Consider the following 20,050-nt stretch of genomic DNA (forward strand, 5'->3'; position numbering starts at 1 on the left):
ATTACTTTGCCTTCCGTCTAATTTTAAGCACTTAAACCCGATAACAATCGAATTAACACCCCGAAACTGTAGGAGCGAGCCTGCTCGCGATAGCGGTGTATCAGTCGCCATCAATGGCGCCTGTTCGACCGTGATCGCGAGCAGGCTCGCTCCTACAGGGGTTCTGTGTTTACAGACCTTCCGCGAGTACCTTCGAGAGCATGTCGACAAAGAAATCCACGCTCTGACGCGACGTCACCATCGGCGGCTTGATCTTCAGCACGTTGAGGAAGTCGCCGGTCGGCTGCATGAAAATCCCCAGTTCACGCAAGCGATCGCACAGCGCCGTGGTTTCCTCGGTCGCCGGTTCCAGGGTCTCGCGGTTACGGATCAACTCCACACCCAGATAGAAGCCCGAACCATGCACCGCGCCGACTAACGGATGAATATCGATCAGCGCTTCAAGGCGCTCCTTGAAATACCCGCCAACAACCTGGGCGTTCTCCCAGAGTTTTTCTTCTTCCATCACGTCCAGCACCGCCATGCCGACCTGGCAACTTACCGGACTGCCGCCGGCCGACGAGAAGAAATAACCTTCGGCCTCCAGCGCTTCGGCGATTTCCCGGCGAGTGATCACCGCGCCCAGTGGCTGGCCGTTGCCCATGCCTTTGGCCATGGTGATGATGTCCGGCACTACGCCCTGCTCTTCAAAGCCCCAGAAGAAATGACCCATGCGCCCGTAGCCGACCTGCACTTCGTCGGCGATGCACACGCCGCCCTGAGCGCGGACCATGGCATAGACCTGCTTCAAGTAACCCGGTGGCAGCGAGATGCCACCGGCATTGCCATACACCGGCTCGCAGATGAAACCGGCCAATTGACGCTTCTGTTCAGCGATTTTCGCCAGGTTGTGCTCGACGCTGCGCACGTAGTCCGGCGCGCTGTCCGGGCCACGGAATTCACCGCGATAGGTGTTCGGCGCAGTCACCGGGTGCACCCAGTCCGGGCGACTGCTCAGTGCCTTGGGGTTGTCGGCAATCGAGGTCGACACCGCGTCAGCGCCCACCGTCCAGCCGTGATACGCCTCCAGCACGCTGAGCATGTCGCGTCCGCCGCTGTAGGCCCACGCCAGACGGATCGCCAGATCGTTGGCCTCGCTGCCGCTGTTGACCAGGAACACACGGTCCATCGAATCCGGCGCAAGTTTCAACAAGCGCTCGGAGAACTCGGCGACCGCTGCATAGTTGAACCGCGAGTTGGTGTTGAGCAGCGACCACTGGCGACTGGTAACCGCAGCCATGCGCGGATGCCCGTGCCCCAGCACCGCGACGTTGTTGAGCATGTCGAGGTAGGAGCGGCCCTGCATGTCGATCAGGTGGTTGCGCCAGCCGCGCTCGATGCGCGGCGGGTCGACGTAATAGTGTTTTTGCGTGCGGGCGAAACTGGCGTCGCGACGGGCGAGCAAAGTCTGCGAATCGAGCTCTGCCTCAGCATCGCAGGCCAGCCCCAGCAAGGCTGCGGGCGACGGGCACAATGCTTGCCAGGCTGCGGCGCGCGACGGCGTACAGAACAGCGGCGCATCGATCCCCGAACCACGGCACAACTGCACGATCAACGGCCCGTTGACCGAACCCAAAACCTGGCCTTTGACCAACGCCGCACCGTTTTGCAGTGATGGCGTCAGGCCCCACAGCCGCACGCTCAATTGCGGGCCATCCAGTTGCAGCACGCCCTGCAACGGTTGATGAACGACACCGGCAAACGGCGCCTCGACTGCCGTGCCTTCGGGTACGCGCAATTCAACGTGCAACGGGCAAGTGTCCGGTTCGATGGCGCTGTCCGGCCGGGTGCGGGACAACCTGTATTGTCCGTAGCGACTGGCCGCCAAGCCATGGGCAGCGGAGGCTTCATTGAGCAGACGCTGATCGACGCCTTCCTGTTCCCAGTTCCCTGCCTCGAAATGCGGGCTGAGGACGCCCAGATCGATCAAGGCAAACTCCCGTCCGACCAGGCTCGGCAGCAGCGGCGCAAAACCTTCGCTGACAATACCCGGCAGGTTCTGGCCGACCGAGGTCAGGATCGCCGCGTCCATCAGCGCGAGCGGCACCGAAGTCGCGACGCGGAAAATCTCCCATTCGTGGGTCAGGTTGTCGCGGCTGTAGGTGTTGCCCGGATCGATGCTCACCTGTTGCTCGCCGCTGAGCACCAGCACCGCCGCGCGGGCGACGATCAGCGGCCACAACGCCAGCAACTCTTCATGGGTCAGCGGATTGACCGCGTGATACGCCTGCACCGCCGGCAAGATGCAGAACGGATCGCCTTCACCGTGATGTAACAACGCCGCGCACGTCACCGACAGGTCAGTGATGCGCCAGGTGCGCACCAGATCGCCGAAATCGATCACGCCTTGCAGTTGCCAATGTCGTTGCGCATCGCGCTGCCACACCACGTTGTCATCGGTGATGTCCATGTGGATGGCTTGCACTGGCAGCTTGTCGATCAAGGGCTGCAAGCGGCGCTCAGCGAGTTCGGCCGCGTCGGCGATCAGTTTGCGCTGCGCGTCATCCTGGATGACCGGCAACAGATGCGCGATCAGTGCCTGGGCATGTCGCGCATCCCATTGCAGGGTGCGCACCAGACCCGGATGATCAAATGCCGCCAGCGCCAGATCCATCTCCCCGCACAGGCGACCGAAACCGGCCACCACCGTGGGGTTGAAATAATCGAGGTGCGTCAGCGACTGGCCCTCGATGTAGTCCAACAGGCGCACATGCACTGCCTGACCGCAGACATCCAGAGACAGCAGGTCGGCGCCGTTGTTCGCCGGGATCACGCGCGGCACGTGCACCTCGGGATGCTCGCCCAAATGCTTGAGCCCGGCATGCTGGGCTTGCAGCTCCAGCGCCGAATAATCGCCCCGGCAGATTTTCAGGACGAAACGCCCCTGATCGCTGTCAACGCGGTAGTTGAGGTCCTGCTGGCTGCCGAGTGCCTGCAATCTGCCGCTCAGTCCGTAATGCTCCTGCAACAGCTCAAGCGCTTGCTCCGCAGTCACTTGCGGGCTGGGCAAACTGGCGCGATGAATCAACGTGGCGAGCGGCATACAACAACCTCTGGAATTTTATTAGGCGCCTATATCGCCACCGCTCGGGGCGATAAGCAACCCCTTGCCGGTCCGTCACGCCCAGCGGTGACGTGCAAGATGCTCGCACGTCACCGTCTAGGCATAATGCGTCCATACCCACAGGCGTTCGATGCATATGACTCCGACCCTCCCCCGCAGACCCCGCTGGCGCAGCCTGGCCCTGCTCGCGCTGTGCCTGGCGCCGTTGCTGTGGCCGCTGGAGCATCTGGCCGAGCGTTACTACCGCAGCGAACTGGCCGGGCAGAACCGCCAGACCCTCGATCTTTATGTCGCCAACCTGCTGGGGACGCTGCACCGTTACGAGGTGCTGCCGCAGATCCTCGGCGACTTGCCGGCCCTGCGCGCCGTACTCGGTGCGCCGGACGATAGCGTGACCCAAGGCAACGCCAACCGCCTGCTGAAAAACATCAGCGCCCAGACTGGCGCCGAGGTCATGTACCTGATGGACACCACGGGCAAGACCCTGGCCGCGTCCAACTGGGACAAACACGACAGTTTCGTCGGGCGCAATTTCTCGTTCCGGCCGTATTTCAGTGAAGCCATGGCCGGGCGGCTCGGGCGCTTTTTCGGACTCGGTACCACGTCCGCCAAACGCGGTTATTTCTTCGCCGCTGCCGTGCGTGACGGCGAGAAGATCACCGGCGTATTGGTGGTCAAAGTCGACCTCGACCACACCGAAAGCCTCTGGGGCAACACCCCGGAACAGCTGTTGCTGACCGATCACAACGGCGTGGTCATCCTCACTTCACGCCCGGAATGGCGCTTCCGCTCGACACGCCCGCTGAGCGAGGACGAGCGCAAAGCCATCAGCGCGATTCAACCTTATCCGACCCGCGATCCGAAGCCGTTGAAGCTTAACTCCAATGCCTGGCTGACCCAGACCCAGGCGATCGCGGAAACCGGCTGGAACGTCAGCATTCTCGCCCCGCGCACGCTGATCGACCGCCCGGTGCGCACGGTGGTCGCCATCGGTGGCGCGATGCTGTTGGTGTTGATGCTGTTGCTCGGCCTGATGATGCAGCGCCGCCGTCATTATCTGGAACGGATCGCCTTCGAAGGCAAGGCCCGGCGCGAACTGGAAGGCCGGGTCGCCGAGCGCACCAGCGATTTGGAAGGGCTCAACCGTCGTCTGAAACAGGAAGTGCTGGAGCGCGAACAGGCCCAGCAAGAACTGGTTCGCGCCCAGGATGATCTGGTGCAGGCCGGCAAGCTCTCGGCGTTGGGGACAATGTCCGCGAGCATCAGCCACGAACTCAATCAGCCGCTGGCCGCGATCCGCAGCTACGCGGAAAACGCCGAAGTGCTGCTCGATCATCAACGCACCGACGATGCCCGTGGCAACCTCAAACTGATCAGCGAACTGACCGGACGCATGGCCTCGATCATCGCGCACCTGCGCGCCTTCGCCCGACGCGATCGCCATGCGCCGGAAAGCGTCGCCCTGCAACCGGCGCTGGACGATGCGCTGGCGTTGCTGGCCAAGCGGCGGCGCAGCATGGAGGTCGAACTGATCCGCGATCTGCCCGCTGCGGCCTTGTGGGTCGAGGCCGGGGAAACCCGTCTGCGCCAGGTGCTCGGCAACCTGCTGGCCAACGCCCTCGATGCCCTCACGGAAAAAGGCCCGCCGCGCAAACTCTGGCTGAGTGCCCAATCCACCGCCGACGGCGTCAACCTGTACATTCGCGACAACGGCCCCGGTTTCTGCATGGAAGCCCTTGGTCGCGCCAGCGAGCCCTTCTACACCACCAAGACCCGCACCCAAGGCCTTGGCTTGGGGCTGGCGATCTGCGAAACCCTGATGCGTGCCTTCGGTGGTGAACTGTCGTTCGCCAACCACAAGGAAGGCGGCGCCTTGATTACCCTGAAGCTACGCGCAGGCGCGCCGGGTGTGAGCCTGCAACCGTCCGAGGACCGAAGTGCATGACCATCGACAACCGCATTCAGGTCGTGCTGATCGACGACGATCCCCATCTGCGTCAGGCCTTGAGCCAGACGCTGGATCTGGCGGGCCTGAAAATTCTGCCGCTGGCCGAGGCCAAGGGTTTGGCTGGCCAGTTGGAACGTGACTGGCCGGGCGTAGTCGTCAGCGACATCCGCATGCCGGGCATGGACGGCCTCGAACTGCTGACTGAACTCCACGCCCAGGACCCGGAGCTGCCGGTGCTGCTGATCACCGGCCATGGCGACGTGCCGCTGGCGGTGCAAGCCATGCGCGCCGGGGCCTATGACTTTCTCGAAAAACCTTTCGCCAGCGACGCCTTGCTCGACAGCGTGCGCCGCGCATTGGCCTTGCGCCGTTTGGTGCTGGATAACCGCAGCCTGCGTCTGGCCCTGAGCGATCGCAATGAGCTGAGCACGCGTCTGGTCGGGCAATCGCCGTCGATGCTGCGCCTGCGCGAGCAGATCGGCGCGTTGGCGGCGACCAAGGCCGATGTGTTGATCCTCGGCGAAACCGGTGCGGGCAAGGAAGTCGTCGCGCGCGCGCTGCATGATTTGTCGAGTCGGCGTAACGGCCCGTTCGTGGCGATCAACGCCGGGGCGCTGGCCGAGTCGGTGGTCGAGAGCGAGCTGTTCGGTCATGAGCCGGGCGCCTTCACCGGTGCGCAGAAGCGCCGTATCGGCAAGTTCGAATTCGCCAATGGCGGCACGTTGTTCCTCGATGAAATCGAAAGTATGAGCCTGGATGTTCAGGTGAAATTGCTGCGTTTGCTGCAAGAGCGTGTGGTCGAGCGCTTGGGCGGCAATCAACTGATCCCGCTGGACATCCGCATCATCGCCGCCACCAAGGAAGACCTGCGCCAGTCCGCCGATCAGGGGCGTTTCCGCGCCGACTTGTATTACCGCCTGAACGTCGCGCCGCTGCGCATTCCTCCGCTGCGCGAACGTGGCGAAGACGCGCTGGTGCTGTTCCAGCATTTTGCCGATGAGGCCAGCGCCCGCCACGGCTTGCCGCCCCATGAATTGCAGCCGGGGCAACGCGCGCTGCTGCTGCGCCACACTTGGCCGGGCAACGTGCGCGAACTGCAAAACGCCGCGGAACGTTTCGCCCTCGGCCTGGAACTGGCGCTGGACAACAATGAGCCACAAGACGCTGCCGGCACTGTCGTGGAATTGGTCAGCGGCGGTTTGAGCGAGCAAGTGGAAAACTTCGAGAAAACCCTGATCGCCGCCGAACTCGCGCGTTCGCACAGCTCGGTACGCAGCGTCGCCGAAGCCCTCGGCATTCCGCGCAAGACCTTGCACGACAAGCTGCGCAAGCACGGATTGAGCTTCGCCGACAGCGGCGCGGCCAGCCACAGCGACGACCTCGATTGAGCCGCCGTCAGATCATCCACTTCAAACAAGAGACCGCCGAATGAGCCGCGACAGTCGTCAACTGGAATCCGTCCTCCACCATGACATCCCCCTCACCCGGGACATGGGCGTCAAAGTGCTCGACTGGCACGATCAGCAACTGCGCCTGTACTTGCCGCTGGACGCCAACGTCAACCACAAGAGCACCATGTTCGGCGGCAGCCTGTACTGCGGCGCGGTGCTGGCCGGTTGGGGCTGGTTGCATTTGCGATTGAAAGAAGAAGGCATCACCGACGGGCACATCGTGATTCAGGAAGGGCAGATCAGTTACCCGCTGCCGGTGACCGGCGATGCCAATGCGATCTGCGTGGCGCCGGACCCGGTGATCTGGAAGAAATTCCTGACCACGTTCCAGCGCTACAGCCGAGCACGGTTGACGCTGCATACGCGGGTCGTCAATGAAGGCCGTGAAGAGGATGCGGTGAGGTTTACCGGGCAATATGTTTTGCACCGTTAACGCAAAAGATCGCAGCCTGCGGCAGCTCCTACGGGGATCGGCGTAGGAGCTGCCGCAGGCTGCGATCTTTTGATCTTAGCTTCGGGCCAAGGCCAACAACTGCTCCCGCCAAGCAGCCTTAGCCGGCAACGCCAAAAAGAACTCATTCAACAGCGATTCCCGTGCCGGATAACAGAACGGCGCACCGCTCAGATCCAGCACCTCACCGCCCGCGCCTTCCAACACACCTTGCGCCGCTGCTGTGTCCCACTGCGAAGTCGGCGCCAGACGCGGATAGCAATCCGCCGCGCCTTCCGCCAACAGGCAAAACTTCAGCGAACTGCCGATATTGGCCAATTGCAGTTCGCCAAGGCTGGCACTCAAACCGGCCAACAAACGCTCCTGTTCCGGGCTGGAATGACGGCGACTGGCAACCACGGTGAACGATTGACCGGGCGCCAGCGCCTCACGCACCTGAATCGCCACCGGCGTCCCACCTTTATCGCCACGCCACGCGCCGAGCCCGGCACCGCCGACATAGAAGCGGCCGTTAGTCGGCATCGACACCACGCCGAATACCACCTGGCCGTTTTCGATCAGGGCGATATTGACGGTGAATTCTTCGCTGCCGCTGATGAACTCCTTGGTGCCGTCCAACGGATCGACCAGCCACCAACGCTGCCATCCGGCACGCACGCTTTGGGGGATGTTGGCGTCTTCCTCGGACAGCACCGGAATGCTCGGGTCCAGCGCCGTCAGCCCGGCCAGAATCAGGTGATGAGCCGCCAGGTCTGCGGCGGTGACAGGCGAGTCATCAGCCTTGGCCGTCACCGCCGTACCGGTGCGCCAAAACGGCAGGATCGCTTCACCGGCCTTCAATGCCAGTTCAACCACGGGTGCCATCAACGGATGAGGGAAATTCATGGCTGAAACACCCCGCGTTGAGTCAGCAGATCACGGGCCAGATACAGCGCCGCCAAGGCACGGCCCTCAGTGAATTGCGGGTTTTGCGCCAACGCCGACAGCTCGCGCAAATTGACTTTGCCCAGGCCCATCGGCTCCGGCTCGTCACCTTCCAGACGTTCTTCGTACAGATCGGTGGCCAGCACCACCTGGATTTTCTGGCTCATGTAACCGGGCGACAACGACAGCTCGGTCAGATGCTCCAATTGCCGCGCGCCAAAACCGGCCTCTTCCTTGAGCTCGCGCTCGGCTGCCGCCAGCACGTCTTCGCCCGGCTCAATCAGGCCTTTGGGCAACGACAGTTCGTACTCATCCGTTCCGCCGCAATACTCCTCGACCAACACCGCGTGATCAGCATCGAGCATCGCCACGACCATCACCGCGCCATATCCTGCGCCTTTGCCGACCAAGCGTTCATAGGTGCGTTCCACGCCGTTGGAAAAGCGCAGTTTCAGCTCTTCGACGCAGAATAAACGGCTGGTGGCGACGATCTCGCGGGCGAGGATGGTGGGTTTCTGGCGCATGAGCGGCTCCTTGGCGTGAACGCGTTACTATACCCGGCCTATCCTGATTGTTTACCTCGGATATCTTTTTTACCGCTGGAGAAGTTTTTTATGTCACTGCTGCCCTGGCGCGACATCGACACCGTTCTGCTGGACATGGATGGCACGCTGCTGGACCTGCACTTCGACAACCATTTCTGGCTGGAGCATCTGCCCCAGCGCTACGCCGAATTGCACGGGGTCAGCCGGGCCATGGCCGAGATGGAGTTGCATCCACTGTTCGAGCGCAACGCCGGCCAGTTGCAGTGGTACTGCCTGGACTTCTGGAGTGCAGAGCTGAAGCTGTCGGTGCGCGACCTGAAACTGGAAACCGCACACCTGATCGCCCTGCGCCCGGATGCCGATACCTTTCTGGCGGCGATCAAGCAGGCCGGCAAACGCGTGGTGCTGATCACCAACGCTCACCGCGACGCCCTGTCACTGAAACTGGAAAAAATCGAACTGGCGCCGTATTTCGAGCGTTTGATCAGCTCCCACGATTACGGTTTCCCCAAGGAAAACCCGCAGTTCTGGGACGCGTTGCAGGCCGACATCGACTTCGACCCGGCACGCAGCCTGTTCATCGACGATACCTTGCCGATTTTGCGCAGCGCGCGGGATTTTGGTGTGGCGCATTTGCTGGCGGTGCGTGAACCCGACAGTCGCAAAGGACCGAAGGACACGGCTGAGTTTGCGGCGGTTGGGGATTATCGGGATTTGATTGCAGGTCTCTGATCTCCTGTAGGAGCTGCCGAAGGCTGCGATCTTTTGATCTTCGGTAATTTCAATATCGCCAAGGTCAAAAGATCGCAGCCTTCGGCAGCTCCTACAGGGCCTCGCATTACTCGGGAATCCGCAACGTCTGCCCCGGATAAATTTTGTCCGGATGCGACAACATTGGTTTGTTGGCTTCAAAGATCTTGTTGTACTGGTTGGCGCTGCCATACACGGCCAACGATATGGCGCTGAGCGTGTCGCCTTTCTTCACGACCACGAAGCGCGCAGCCGCGACGACAGGCCCGGTCACGGTGATCTGATCATCCACGCTGCCGACACCGGCAATGTTGCCCACGGCCAGCAGGATTTTCTCTTTCTCTTCCTGGCTTCCCACCTCACCAGTCACGGTGACTTTGTCGCCATCAACCGTCGCCTGCACATTCGGGTTACCCAAGCCGACCTTGCTGATGTGTTCTTTCAACTGCTCACTGGCATTGGCGTTGCCCGGCGTGAGCAAATCCAGCAGTTTTTCGCCTGCCTCTTTCACAAAGCTCAAAAGACTCATGGTGCACTCTCCTTGGGTTTGAGGTTCCAGACGCAAAAGCCTAGACCACCGCTGCCACTTGCGAATCCAACCCGACCAATGACCCCGCTTGCGATAGAATCCGCACCTTCCCGAACCCTGGAGCGACGATGGACATCAAGCAGCTGAAATTCCTCATCGCGCTCGACGAAACCCGGCACTTCGGCCAGGCCGCCGCGCGCTGCCACATCACCCAGCCGACGCTGTCGATGCGCCTGCGCAGCCTTGAAGAAGAACTCGACTTGCCGCTGGTCAATCGCGGCCAGCGCTTCGAGGGTTTCACCGCGCCGGGCGAGCGAGTGCTGGCGTGGGCACGTACTGTGCTGGCCGCCTACGACGGCTTGTATGCCGAGGCAGCGGCCTGTCGCGGCAATCTGGTCGGCACCTTGCGTCTGGGTGTGGTGCCGCTGTCGAGCTTTGATCCGCTGCCGCTGCTGCAACGCCTGCACGCCGAACACCCAAACCTGCGCTTTGAGTTGTCGGCACTCAGCTCCGAACAGATCCTCGAACAACTGGCGAACAATCGTCTGGATCTGGGGGTTTCCTATCTGGAGCGCCTGGACGGTGAACACTTCGACTCACTCACTTTCAGCGAAACCCGCATGGGCCTGCTCTACGATCAGCGCTTCTTCACCTTTGGCGAGGCGCCGCTGAGTTGGGAATCGTTGATCGAGCTTCCGCTGGGCATGCTCACCAGCGGCATGCACTTTCGCCAGTCCATCGACCACAACTTCCACAGCCGTGGCCTTACACCACAACCTTTGTTGCAGACCGATGCGGTGCATCAACTGTTACAAGCTGTGCACGGCGGTCTGTGTTGCGCTGTGATGCCACTGGATGGTGGCCTTGAAGGCCTGACCGAGCATTTGCGCCTGCAACCGATTGAAAACGCCCAGACGCTCGGCCGGCTGGGGCTGATCATGCGCCGCAGTGCTCCACGCTCGGCGTTGGCGGAAGCGTGTTTTGCGATCTATCAACAATCGCTACTGGGCTCTTGATCGACGGCATCTATCGGTAGATCAGTAATAGCGATTAGACGCGACAAGTTGCCGCGCCTAGTCTTAAAGCTGATCAAACCCGTCGGTGATGCCATGAAAGCCAAGCGCCCTGCCTGCGCGGCGCCTGCCCTAGAAACGCCCGCGCCCGCCGCCAGCCAGACGTACAGCTACAGCAACCTTGAACACTCGGAATCGGACAGCACCGCGCTGGCCGAGGAAGTCGCGTTGGCGATTGCCTATAACGGCATCAGCCAGGCCGTCATGCTGGTGACGCCGACAGACCTCGAAGACTTCATCGTCGGCTTCAGCCTGGGCAGCGGCATCATCGAAGACGCCACTGACATTTATGACCTGCAACTCAGCGGCTCGGGGTCGGCGCAATACGCGCAAGTGACCATCGCCAATCGCGCGTTCTGGAACCTCAAGCTGCAACGTCGGCAACTGGCCGGCACCAGCGGTTGCGGGCTCTGCGGCGTGGAAGCGGTAGAACAGGCCTTGCCGGACCTCAAAGTGCTACCCGGTGCACCACTGCCACCGGCCGAATGGCTCGACGGTCTGCGCCAACGCATCGGTGCGTTCCAGCCATTGGGCCAATACAGCGGCGCGGTGCATGCCGCCGTGTTCATGAACGGCCAAGGCGAGTTGTTGCTCGGTCGTGAAGACATCGGCCGGCACAACGCCCTCGATAAATTGATCGGCGGACTGGTCCGCCAGAACATTTCAACCGTAGGCGGATTGGCGATTGTCACCAGCCGCTGCAGTCTCGAACTGATCCAGAAAGTTTTGCGCGCCGGCATCCAGACCCTGGTCAGCCTGTCGTCGCCCACAGGCCTTGCCGTGCAATGGGCCCGTCGCCACAACCTCAACCTCATCCATCTGCCACAGAAGAATGCGCCGCGGGTCTATAGCCCGGCTTTGGAGAATCAAGCGTGAGTCAACACCGTCAAGCCGACCAGACACCCGTTCCTCGCTACAAACCCTACAAAGGTCCGGCCGGCGGTTGGGGCGCACTGATCAGCGTCGCCCAAGCCTGGCTGACCAGCGACAACGCGCTGAAAAACCTGCGCATGATGCTCAAGACCAACAAGAACGGCGGCTTCGACTGCCCCGGTTGCGCCTGGGGTGATTCCAATGAAGCCGGCATGGTGGCGTTCTGCGAGAACGGCGCCAAAGCGGTGAACTGGGAAGCGACCAAACGCCGCGTCGACGGCAAGTTCTTCGCCAAACACAGCGTCACCTCGCTGCTGGAACAAAGCGATTACTGGCTTGAATACCAGGGTCGCCTGACTGAGCCATTGATCTACAACGCCGAAACAGATCGCTATCAACCGATCAGTTGGGACGACGCGTTTGCACTGATCGCCAAACACTTGAAGGGCCTGTCGAGCCCGGATCAAGCCGAGTTCTACACCTCGGGTCGTGCCAGCAACGAAGCGGCGTATCTCTATCAGCTGTTCGTGCGTGCCTATGGCACCAACAACTTCCCCGACTGCTCGAACATGTGCCACGAGGCCAGCGGCGTCGCGTTGTCGCAAAGCGTTGGTGTCGGCAAAGGCACCGTGACCTTCGACGACTTCGAACACGCCGATGCGATTTTCGTCTGGGGCCAGAACCCCGGCACCAACCACCCGCGGATGCTCGAACCACTGCGTGAAGCAGTGAAGCGCGGCGCGCAGGTGGTGTGCATCAACCCGCTGAAAGAGCGCGGTCTGGAACGTTTCCAGCACCCGCAGCACCCACTCGAAATGCTCACCAACGGCGACAAGCCGACCAACACCGCATACTTCCGTCCGGCACTGGGCGGCGACATGGCCGTGATGCGCGGCATGGCTAAATTCCTGCTGCAATGGGAGCGTGATGCGCAGAAGGCTGGCGCTGCGGCGGTGTTCGATCACGGCTTCCTCAACGAACACAGCGTCAACGTGCTGGAATACCTGGCCGCCATCGACGACACCCCGTGGGAGCAGATCGTCGAGCAGTCCGGCCTGACCCTTGTTGAAATCGAGCAAGCGGCGCGCATGTACCTCAAGGGCAAAAACGTCATCATGTGCTGGGCGATGGGCATCACCCAGCACCGCCATTCGGTGGCGACCATCCAGGAAATCTCCAACCTGATGCTGCTGCGCGGCAACATCGGTCGGCCGGGCGCAGGCCTGTGCCCGGTGCGCGGCCACAGTAACGTGCAGGGCGACCGGACCATGGGCATCAACGAGCGTCCGCCAGTGGCGTTCCTCGACTCGTTGGAACGCCGCTTCCAGTTCAAGGTACCGCGTGAAAACGGCCACAACGTGGTCGAAGCGATCCACGCCATGGCCGAAGGTCGGGCGAAAGTGTTCATCGCCCTGGGCGGCAACTTCGCCCAAGCCACCCCCGACAGCCCACGCACCTTCAAGGCGCTGAGCAATTGCGACCTGACCGTGCAGATCAGCACCAAGCTCAACCGCAGCCATCTGGCCCACGGTAAAGACGCGCTGATCCTGCCGTGCCTGGGCCGGACCGATATCGACCGGCAAGCCGAAGGTCCTCAAGCGGTAACGGTCGAAGACTCGTTCAGCATGGTCCACGCCTCCAACGGCCAATTGGAACCGCTGTCGAACCAGATGCGTTCGGAGCCGGCGATTCTGGCCGGTATCGCGGCCGCCACGCTGGGCAGCCATCCGGTGGACTGGAACTGGCTGGTGGCGGATTACAGACGCATCCGCGACCTGATCGCCGACACCATCCCCAACTTCAAAGACTTCAACGAGAAGATCAAGAACCCGGGCGGCTTCTATCTGGGCAACAGCGCCGGAGCACGCAAGTGGAACACCGCATCGGGCCGGGCCAATTTCAAGCCGAACATGTTGCCCAAGGATCTGGTGCACGAACGCACCCGCGCCACCGGCAAGTTGCCGGACCTGATCATGCAATCGATGCGCTCCCACGATCAGTACAACACCACGATCTATGGCCTCAACGACCGTTATCGCGGAGTGAAGGGGCAGCGTGATGTGCTGTTCGTCAACGAAGCCGACATCATTCGCCTGGGCTTCAAGCCGGGACAGAAAGCCGACATCGTTTCGCTCTGGGATGACGGTGTTGAACGTCGGGTGAAGGGCTTCACGCTGCTGGCGTTCGATATCCCGGCCGGGCAAGCGGCGGCTTACTACCCGGAAGTGAACCCGCTGGTGCCTCTGGAAAGCACTGGGGATGGCAGCCATACACCGACGTCTAAGTTCGTCGCGATCCGGTTGGAAGCGGCGAGTGAGACTAGGTTGATCATGGCCCGTTCGGCGTAACGCGACGACTACAAGTGCCCCATCGCGAGCAAGCTTTGCTCCTACGGTTTTTTGAATCGCCCACTGATTATGTGGACGACGAAAATCCGTAGGAGCAAAGCTTGCTCGCGATGGCGTCGGAAGATTCAACACACCGACCAGCACTGATCAAATACTTTCCTTTCGCCCACAAAAAAGGCCGTTTTCTAACGAAAACGGCCTTTGTGAAGTAGTAAAAGACCGGCGAAAAATCGTTAAGTTCCGCCCAAAAAACAGCAACTTATAGAAATGTGCTCAAGTCGTGTTACTCGTCGGATTTCGATTGTCACACCCATGACACAGCCTCAGGATCGCGCCGTCATCCCCTTGAGGTTCCTCCATGAAGTTCTCCTCGATTCTCTTGTTGTCCCTTGGCCTGGTCAGTGGCATTGCCTCTGCTGGCGGCACCACCGAAGCAGGTGTGGGCGGCGCATTGGGCGGGGTTTTGGGCTCAGTCGTCGGCCAGTCGATTGGCGGCAATACCGGTTCCACTATCGGCGCAGCCTTGGGTGGCGCGGGTGGTAGCGCAGTCGGCGCAGACAAACGCAGCCGTGGCGAAGCCGCCATTGGCGGTGCGTTGGGCGCAGCAGGCGGTAACGTGGTCGGCCGCAGCATGGGCGGCACCACCGGCAGCCTGATCGGCTCCGCAGCAGGCGGCGGCGCCGGTGGCGCGCTGGGTAACTATATGGGCAACAAGAGCGATGATGACGACGATGATCGTCATTCCCATCGCGGCCGTGATGATCGTCGCTACTACCGTGATGGCCACCCGGGCCGCGGCCATGCCTATGGCCATCGCAAGCACCACAAGCACTACCGCCATCGCGACTGACCGAAAAGGTCTCGCTGGAAAGGTAAAAAAATCGCAGCCCGAGGGCTGCGATTTTTTTTGCCTGCCTTACACCACCAGACGCTCCAGAGCCCCGCGTAAACCGGGTGGAATGGCCACCGGCTGATTCGAACCGCGGTCGACGAACACATGCACGAAACGCCCTGCTGCGCAGGCCTCGTCTTCCCCTTGCTTGAATACCGCCAACTCATACTGCACCGAACTATTGCCCAGCTTGCCGACCCGCAAACCGATTTCGATCCGGTCCGGGAATGCGATGGAAGCGAAGTAATCGCACGCCGAACTCACCACGAACCCCACCACTTCGCCGTCATGGATGTCCAGGCCGCCCACTTCGATCAAATAAGTGTTCACCGCTGTGTCGAAGAAGCTGTAATAGGTGACGTTGTTGACGTGACCGTAGGCATCGTTGTCGTGCCAGCGGGTGGTGATGGGTTGGAAGTGTGGGTAGTCGGTGCGTTGGGGCATCAATGGGGTCCTTTCATGAATATTCCAGTGGAGTTTACTTGTCAGCGAATCCCTTACCCACCGCTGCCAACTCACCAATCAACCGCGCCGGCTGCCAGTGATCACCCTGGCGAGTCTCCAGCGCCAGCAAGCGTTGATGAATGTCTGCCAATCCCTGTTGATCCGCCCAGGCCATTGGCCCGCCCTTGTCTGCCTGGAAGCCATAGCCATTGAGATATACCAGATCGATGTCGTGGGCTGACCCGGCGATGCCTTCCTGAAGAATCTTCGCGCCCTCATTGACCAGCGCCAGCAAGCAGCGCTCCAGAATCTCCTCCGGGCTGATCTCACGACGATGGAAACCCAGCCCTTCGCTAACTTCCAGCACCAGTGCATCGACCAGAGGATCGTGCTCAGCCTGACGACTGCCCGGCTCATAGTGGTAAAAACCGTTGCCGCTCTTCTGGCCGAAACGGCCCAGTTCACACAGACGGTTATCCACCTGAACCTCAGGCGCATCCTGCCCCACACCCGATAGTTGCCGGGCGCGCCATTGGAGGTCCACGCCGACTACGTCGAACATGCGGAACGGCCCCATGGCGAAACCGAAACCTTGCAGCGCCGCATCCACCTGATAAGGATAAGCGCCCTCCAACAGCATTTTGCGTGCCTCCAGCACATAGGTATTGAGCATGCGGTTGCCAATGAAACCGTCGCAATTGCCCGCCACCACACTGACCTTGCCCATGCGCTTGCCCAGCGCCAGCGCAGCCTCAAGCACCGCCGGAGCCGTCTGGGCACCACGGACGATTTCCAACAGTTTCATGATGTGCGCCGGGCTGAAAAAGTGCAGACCCAGGACCTGTTGCGGACGGCGCGTAACGGCAGCGATGGCGTCGATGTCCAGCGCCGAGGTGTTGCTGGCCAGAATCGCTTCGGGTTTGAGCAGGCCGTCTAGCTCGCGGAAGATCGACTGCTTGAGTTCGAGGTTTTCGTACACTGCTTCGATTACCATGTCGACATCACAGATGTCCGCGTAATTGGCGGCAGCCGAGACTCGGGCGATACGCGCATCGGCCTCGGCCTGATCAATACGCTCCTGGCGCACGCTGTGCGCGTAGGTGTCGGCCACGGTGACCAGCGCTTGCTCAAGCATCTGCGGATTATTATCGACCCATTGCACCGACACGCCGGCGTTGGCCAGGCACATGACAATGCCACGGCCCATGGTGCCCGCGCCGATCACGGCTGCGCGCTGAATGTTGAACGGTGTCTGGCTCATATCTTGTTCTCTTGTTGGCGATCCAAAGACAGCCCTCACCATAGTCAGCCACCACGCTTTTTTGAAATTTATTCCTGTGATGAGCAACATTCAGCGGATGGATGCACCCGATGATCCCCGGTAGGAGCTGCCGAAGGCTGCGATCTTTTGATCTTAAAAAGCAAAGTCAAAAGATCGCAGCCTTCGGCAGCTCCTACAGGTTAGAGATTCGCTTCGGCCCACCTGCGAACCTCGGCATACGGATAATCCTCCAGCACCGCAAACCCCGGAATGGCCCGCGCCTTGAGTTTGGTGAACAGCGGCACACTGATCCCGCACAGAAACCGCGTCACACGCTCAGCCGATGGCAAGCTGCCGGTGTGTTGCTCATGCTTGTGGATAAACCCGCCACACAGCGCCTCGAAGTTTTTATCCACAAGCGCCGGCAACTCCGGTGGTGTCGGTAGCCGCGCCACCTGACCGTGACACACCGAACAATGTCCGCACTGCTGCGGGGCATTACTGTCGCCGAAGTACTCCGCCAGGCGATAACCCAGGCAACGGTCAGTGGCGAACAGATCCAGCATCGCGTGAATTCGCGCGATCTCGGTTTGTTCGTGTTGAGTGAAACCGGCGTGTAGTTCAATGCTGAGTGCCTGAGCGTCAAAGTCCGTTTGCAGCAGGCTGTAGACCTCGGTCATCAGCTTGCTCTCAAGCTCGACCCAGCCCTTCTCCTGGAAATAATCCAGCGCCTTGACCACCCGGTTGCGCTCGGCCTGATGCTGCTCGTACAGCGCGTCGAAACTCACCGTGGCCCAGCTCCGCGCGCGCTTGGAGGTCTGGATGATCGCCGCAACAAAATCCCTGCGCTCGCCTTCGAAACGCGCCAGTAATACCTCGGGTTCCTCCAGGTACTTGAAACGGTACTCGGCGTAATAGGCATAGCGCGGGGCGATGATTCCACGCAGCTCCAATTGCACCAGCAAGGTCTTGAGCGGGAGCTGGCGAATGTTGCTGTTATCCGCCAATGGCCCCAATAGAAACTCCCACTCCCCCTGTGGCGCGCAAGCCTGCAATTCGTCGAGTACATGGCGGATACCGTCGAGCTCAGGGGTATCGCCGTACACAAAGTTTTCCAGCACGTTGAGGCTGTCGCGGTTGGCCAGCACCAGGCAATCCGATGGCTGACCGTCACGCCCGGCGCGGCCGATTTCCTGGCTGTAGTTTTCAATGGATTTGGGCAGGTCGAAATGCACGACGTTGCGGATGTCGCTCTTGTCGATGCCCATGCCGAAGGCGATGGTGGCAACAATGCAATTGGACTGCCCGCCCATGAAGCGCTTCTGAATGCCCTCGCGTTGATCGTGGGGCAAACCGGCGTGATAGGCCTCGGCCTGAATGCCGTTGCGTTGCAGATGTTCGGCTATGTGCTCGGCGGTTTTTTGCAGGGTAACGTAAACAATGCTGGGCTGGCCGGGTCGCTCGCTCATCCATTCCACCAGGCGTCGGCGTTTGTCCTGCCCGCGCACGGGCTCTACCCATAGATTGAGGTTCGGCCGATAGAAACCGGTGGTCACCACGTCATCGGGAGCGATGGCGAATTTCGTCTGCATATCGACGATCACCTTGGGCGTCGCGGTGGCCGTCAGCAGCAGAACCTGCGGGATGTTGAACTGGCGTTGGTAATCCGGAAGCTTGAGATAATCCGGGCGAAAGTTGTGGCCCCACTCCGAGATGCAGTGCGCCTCGTCCACCACCAATAGCGAGATCGGCACCTGCTGCAAGAAATTGCGGAAACGCTCGTTCTTCAGGCGCTCCACCGAGATCATCAAGATCTTCAATTCACCGGACTTGGCGCGGGCCATCACGTCGCTGGCGTCATCACGGCTCTGGGCTGAGTCGATGCTGCCCGCTGCAATGCCATGGCGTTGCAGAAACGCCAACTGATCCTGCATCAACGCCAGTAACGGCGAGACCACCAGCGTCAGATGCGGCAGCAGCACAGCCGATAATTGATAGCACAGGGATTTGCCGGAACCGGTGGGAAAAATAGCCGCCGCCGAACGCCCCGCCAGCACGGCGCTGACGGTTTTCTCCTGACCGCGTCGAAACTGTGGATAACCGAAAACCTGTTCCAGGGTGTTGTGCATAAGCTGTCACTCCGTTGACCGCTGCGATGAGCAAAGCCTAGCCGGCGAATGCAGCGAGTCGAGAAAAGGTCGGGGCAAAAAACGATACGGGATGATACAGCGGATGGCTTGCCTGGATTGCAAGGCTTGAGGGCTGTAGCGACTGCTAGATTGCCATCGCGAGCAGGCTCGCTCCTACATTGGATCTGTGCCGTTCGCAAATACCTTGTAGGAGTGAGCCTGCTCGCGATGAGGCCAGCTCAATCACCATAAATGTCGAAATACCCTACAACGTCTGAGGCTCCTTCAACCAGGATGTAATCCCTTTCCTCAAAAACCAACAAAACCCCTACGAAACCTGTCGACCTAGGCCATCTTGTCGCACAACACCACGCCCTTCTATAGTCGGCGGCGCGGCTGAAATCAGTGTCTCGGCCTGCCGGGCACACTCGCCGATCTTGCACAGGACGCACCTCAATGACGCTCCCCGACCCACCGACCGACCGCTACCGCCCGCTCAAATCCAGCTACAGCGAAACCCCGGTGCTGGTCATCGACACCGAAGCCGACCCCTTCGAAATCCTCGACGCCGCCCGCCAACGCATCCGCGCCGCCAGCGACCTGCTCGAAACCTTGTATTGCCTGTGCTTCAAACAGGCCGACACCAGCGACATCCCCAACATCGTCAGCGCCCTCTACCTGCTGACCCAGGACGGCAACGACCTGCTCGACATCGCCCGACAACGCCTGCCGAAACTCACCGTCTGAGTTCCATACATTCCCCTGTGGGAGCTGGCTTGCCAGCGATGAACGATAACGCGCAGCAATGTGGATAAGTCCGTCAGCAACGCCCTATCAAAGCTTCGGCAACGTCCTACAAAAGAAGACACCTTGTCGGCTATCGCCAACCAGTGACTCAAACCTATAGTCCGGACTGTCGCTGCCAAATCAGCGGCTCGGGTTTGGTCACTCGAAAAGAGAGAACGCACATTTCCACTTACTAGAGGTTTTCTTCAGTGACCACGTTTAATCCTTTTCCAAATCGCTACCGCCCACTCCAAACCAATTTGACCGACACCACACCGCTAATCATCGACACAGAGGCCAACCCCCAAGACATCCTCGAATCCGCTCTCCAGCGCATCCGAGCGTCCAGTGAGCTGCTACGAACCCTGCACTGCCAAAGCTTCCTCGAAGGCGACATCGAAGACATCCCGCACATCACCCACGCGCTTTACCTGCTCACCCAGGACGGCTGCGACCTGCTCAAAGTCGCCCAACAACGTATGCTCAACTGGAAAGCGCCAGCCTGACGCTATTCAGCCAGCACGCCAAAGTGAAATTATTCCG

Annotated in this window: 17 protein-coding genes; 10 read left to right on the forward strand and 7 right to left on the reverse strand. The window is 60.7% G+C overall.

Going from position 1 to position 20,050, the window contains the following annotated elements:
- Positions 1 to 169 precede the first annotated feature (169 nt).
- Positions 170 to 3,082, reverse strand: a complete 2,913-nt coding sequence (locus ACM110_RS08585) for an aminotransferase (protein WP_416127424.1) — start codon at positions 3,080 to 3,082, stop codon at positions 170 to 172.
- Between the two features lie 157 nt (positions 3,083 to 3,239).
- Here ACM110_RS08585 and ACM110_RS08590 point away from each other — a divergent pair, with 157 nt between their 5' ends.
- From ACM110_RS08590 to ACM110_RS08600, 3 genes are read left to right on the forward strand one after another with little or no spacing between them, the layout of a single operon-like run.
- Entirely contained in the window at positions 3,240 to 5,048 is a 1,809-nt protein-coding gene (locus tag ACM110_RS08590; RefSeq protein ID WP_416127425.1) for a sensor histidine kinase, read from the forward strand.
- Positions 5,045 to 6,439, forward strand: a complete 1,395-nt coding sequence (locus ACM110_RS08595; RefSeq protein WP_416127426.1) for a sigma-54-dependent transcriptional regulator — start codon at positions 5,045 to 5,047, stop codon at positions 6,437 to 6,439. Before ACM110_RS08590 ends, ACM110_RS08595 begins: the two co-directional genes overlap by 4 nt.
- Positions 6,440 to 6,479: 40 nt before the next feature.
- Positions 6,480 to 6,935: a thioesterase domain-containing protein gene (locus ACM110_RS08600; protein ID WP_416127427.1), complete on the forward strand. Its 456-nt coding sequence runs from the start codon at positions 6,480 to 6,482 to the stop codon at positions 6,933 to 6,935.
- A 75-nt stretch (positions 6,936 to 7,010) separates the two neighbouring features.
- Here ACM110_RS08600 and cysQ read toward each other — a convergent pair whose 3' ends face one another.
- Together cysQ and nudE are read right to left on the reverse strand one after the other, a co-directional pair.
- Positions 7,011 to 7,838: a 3'(2'),5'-bisphosphate nucleotidase CysQ gene (gene cysQ, locus ACM110_RS08605; protein WP_416127428.1), complete on the reverse strand. Its 828-nt coding sequence runs from the start codon at positions 7,836 to 7,838 to the stop codon at positions 7,011 to 7,013.
- Positions 7,835 to 8,401: an ADP compounds hydrolase NudE gene (nudE, locus tag ACM110_RS08610; protein ID WP_338584187.1), complete on the reverse strand. Its 567-nt coding sequence runs from the start codon at positions 8,399 to 8,401 to the stop codon at positions 7,835 to 7,837. The genes cysQ and nudE overlap by 4 nt, the downstream gene beginning before the upstream one ends.
- Positions 8,402 to 8,491: 90 nt before the next feature.
- On the opposite strand from nudE, the gene yrfG reads away from it, so the two are divergent.
- Positions 8,492 to 9,154 carry a GMP/IMP nucleotidase gene (gene yrfG, locus ACM110_RS08615; RefSeq protein ID WP_416127429.1) on the forward strand — a complete coding sequence of 221 codons (663 nt, stop codon included), beginning with the start codon at positions 8,492 to 8,494 and terminating at the stop codon, positions 9,152 to 9,154.
- Between the two features lie 106 nt (positions 9,155 to 9,260).
- On the opposite strand, the gene lysM is transcribed toward yrfG, so the two are convergent.
- Entirely contained in the window at positions 9,261 to 9,701 is a 441-nt protein-coding gene (gene lysM, locus ACM110_RS08620; RefSeq protein WP_075947144.1) for a peptidoglycan-binding protein LysM, read from the reverse strand.
- A gap of 128 nt (positions 9,702 to 9,829) precedes the next feature.
- Here lysM and ACM110_RS08625 point away from each other — a divergent pair, with 128 nt between their 5' ends.
- From ACM110_RS08625 to ACM110_RS08640, 4 genes are all read left to right on the forward strand, one after another.
- Positions 9,830 to 10,717, forward strand: a complete 888-nt coding sequence (locus ACM110_RS08625) for a LysR family transcriptional regulator (protein WP_416127430.1) — start codon at positions 9,830 to 9,832, stop codon at positions 10,715 to 10,717.
- Between the two features lie 93 nt (positions 10,718 to 10,810).
- Positions 10,811 to 11,650 carry a formate dehydrogenase accessory sulfurtransferase FdhD gene (gene fdhD / locus ACM110_RS08630; protein WP_416127431.1) on the forward strand — a complete coding sequence of 280 codons (840 nt, stop codon included), beginning with the start codon at positions 10,811 to 10,813 and terminating at the stop codon, positions 11,648 to 11,650.
- Positions 11,647 to 13,995 carry an FdhF/YdeP family oxidoreductase gene (locus ACM110_RS08635; protein ID WP_416127432.1) on the forward strand — a complete coding sequence of 783 codons (2,349 nt, stop codon included), beginning with the start codon at positions 11,647 to 11,649 and terminating at the stop codon, positions 13,993 to 13,995. The genes fdhD and ACM110_RS08635 overlap by 4 nt, the downstream gene beginning before the upstream one ends.
- 358 nt (positions 13,996 to 14,353) lie before the next feature.
- Positions 14,354 to 14,845, forward strand: a complete 492-nt coding sequence (locus tag ACM110_RS08640; RefSeq protein WP_338584181.1) for a glycine zipper domain-containing protein — start codon at positions 14,354 to 14,356, stop codon at positions 14,843 to 14,845.
- Between the two features lie 66 nt (positions 14,846 to 14,911).
- Here the strand turns inward: ACM110_RS08640 and ACM110_RS08645 are convergent, their stop codons facing one another.
- From ACM110_RS08645 to ACM110_RS08655, 3 genes are all read right to left on the reverse strand, one after another.
- A complete protein-coding gene (locus tag ACM110_RS08645; RefSeq protein WP_416127433.1) occupies positions 14,912 to 15,331 on the reverse strand; it encodes an acyl-CoA thioesterase in 420 nt (139 codons plus the stop codon).
- Between the two features lie 34 nt (positions 15,332 to 15,365).
- Complete coding sequence (locus ACM110_RS08650; protein WP_416127434.1) at positions 15,366 to 16,592, reverse strand: 3-hydroxyacyl-CoA dehydrogenase NAD-binding domain-containing protein; 1,227 nt, start codon at positions 16,590 to 16,592, stop codon at positions 15,366 to 15,368.
- A 200-nt stretch (positions 16,593 to 16,792) separates the two neighbouring features.
- Positions 16,793 to 18,721, reverse strand: a complete 1,929-nt coding sequence (locus ACM110_RS08655; RefSeq protein ID WP_416127435.1) for an ATP-dependent DNA helicase RecQ — start codon at positions 18,719 to 18,721, stop codon at positions 16,793 to 16,795.
- A 456-nt stretch (positions 18,722 to 19,177) separates the two neighbouring features.
- On the opposite strand from ACM110_RS08655, the gene ACM110_RS08660 reads away from it, so the two are divergent.
- Together ACM110_RS08660 and ACM110_RS08665 are read left to right on the forward strand one after the other, a co-directional pair.
- Positions 19,178 to 19,468, forward strand: coding sequence for a hypothetical protein (locus tag ACM110_RS08660; protein ID WP_416127436.1), 291 nt, complete (start codon positions 19,178 to 19,180; stop codon positions 19,466 to 19,468).
- Between the two features lie 248 nt (positions 19,469 to 19,716).
- On the forward strand, positions 19,717 to 20,013 hold the full coding sequence (locus ACM110_RS08665; protein WP_416127437.1) for a hypothetical protein: 297 nt from the start codon (positions 19,717 to 19,719) through the stop codon (positions 20,011 to 20,013).
- Positions 20,014 to 20,050: the final 37 nt, after the last annotated feature.

Source organism: Pseudomonas sp. NFX98 (genome assembly GCF_047784845.1).
Lineage (GTDB): Bacteria > Pseudomonadota > Gammaproteobacteria > Pseudomonadales > Pseudomonadaceae > Aquipseudomonas.

Bases quoted from the DNA above. Each gene is read 5' to 3' on its own strand.
- ACM110_RS08585 (WP_416127424.1), bottom strand. From the start codon at position 3,082: ATGCCGCTCGCCACGTTGATTCATCGCGCCAGTTTGCCCAGCCCGCAA.
- ACM110_RS08590 (WP_416127425.1), top strand. From the start codon at position 3,240: ATGACTCCGACCCTCCCCCGCAGACCCCGCTGGCGCAGCCTGGCCCTG.
- ACM110_RS08595 (WP_416127426.1), top strand. From the start codon at position 5,045: ATGACCATCGACAACCGCATTCAGGTCGTGCTGATCGACGACGATCCC.
- ACM110_RS08600 (WP_416127427.1), top strand. From the start codon at position 6,480: ATGAGCCGCGACAGTCGTCAACTGGAATCCGTCCTCCACCATGACATC.
- cysQ (WP_416127428.1), bottom strand. From the start codon at position 7,838: ATGAATTTCCCTCATCCGTTGATGGCACCCGTGGTTGAACTGGCATTG.
- nudE (WP_338584187.1), bottom strand. From the start codon at position 8,401: ATGCGCCAGAAACCCACCATCCTCGCCCGCGAGATCGTCGCCACCAGC.
- yrfG (WP_416127429.1), top strand. From the start codon at position 8,492: ATGTCACTGCTGCCCTGGCGCGACATCGACACCGTTCTGCTGGACATG.
- lysM (WP_075947144.1), bottom strand. From the start codon at position 9,701: ATGAGTCTTTTGAGCTTTGTGAAAGAGGCAGGCGAAAAACTGCTGGAT.
- ACM110_RS08625 (WP_416127430.1), top strand. From the start codon at position 9,830: ATGGACATCAAGCAGCTGAAATTCCTCATCGCGCTCGACGAAACCCGG.
- fdhD (WP_416127431.1), top strand. From the start codon at position 10,811: ATGAAAGCCAAGCGCCCTGCCTGCGCGGCGCCTGCCCTAGAAACGCCC.
- ACM110_RS08640 (WP_338584181.1), top strand. From the start codon at position 14,354: ATGAAGTTCTCCTCGATTCTCTTGTTGTCCCTTGGCCTGGTCAGTGGC.
- ACM110_RS08645 (WP_416127433.1), bottom strand. From the start codon at position 15,331: ATGCCCCAACGCACCGACTACCCACACTTCCAACCCATCACCACCCGC.
- ACM110_RS08650 (WP_416127434.1), bottom strand. From the start codon at position 16,592: ATGAGCCAGACACCGTTCAACATTCAGCGCGCAGCCGTGATCGGCGCG.
- ACM110_RS08655 (WP_416127435.1), bottom strand. From the start codon at position 18,721: ATGCACAACACCCTGGAACAGGTTTTCGGTTATCCACAGTTTCGACGC.
- ACM110_RS08660 (WP_416127436.1), top strand. From the start codon at position 19,178: ATGACGCTCCCCGACCCACCGACCGACCGCTACCGCCCGCTCAAATCC.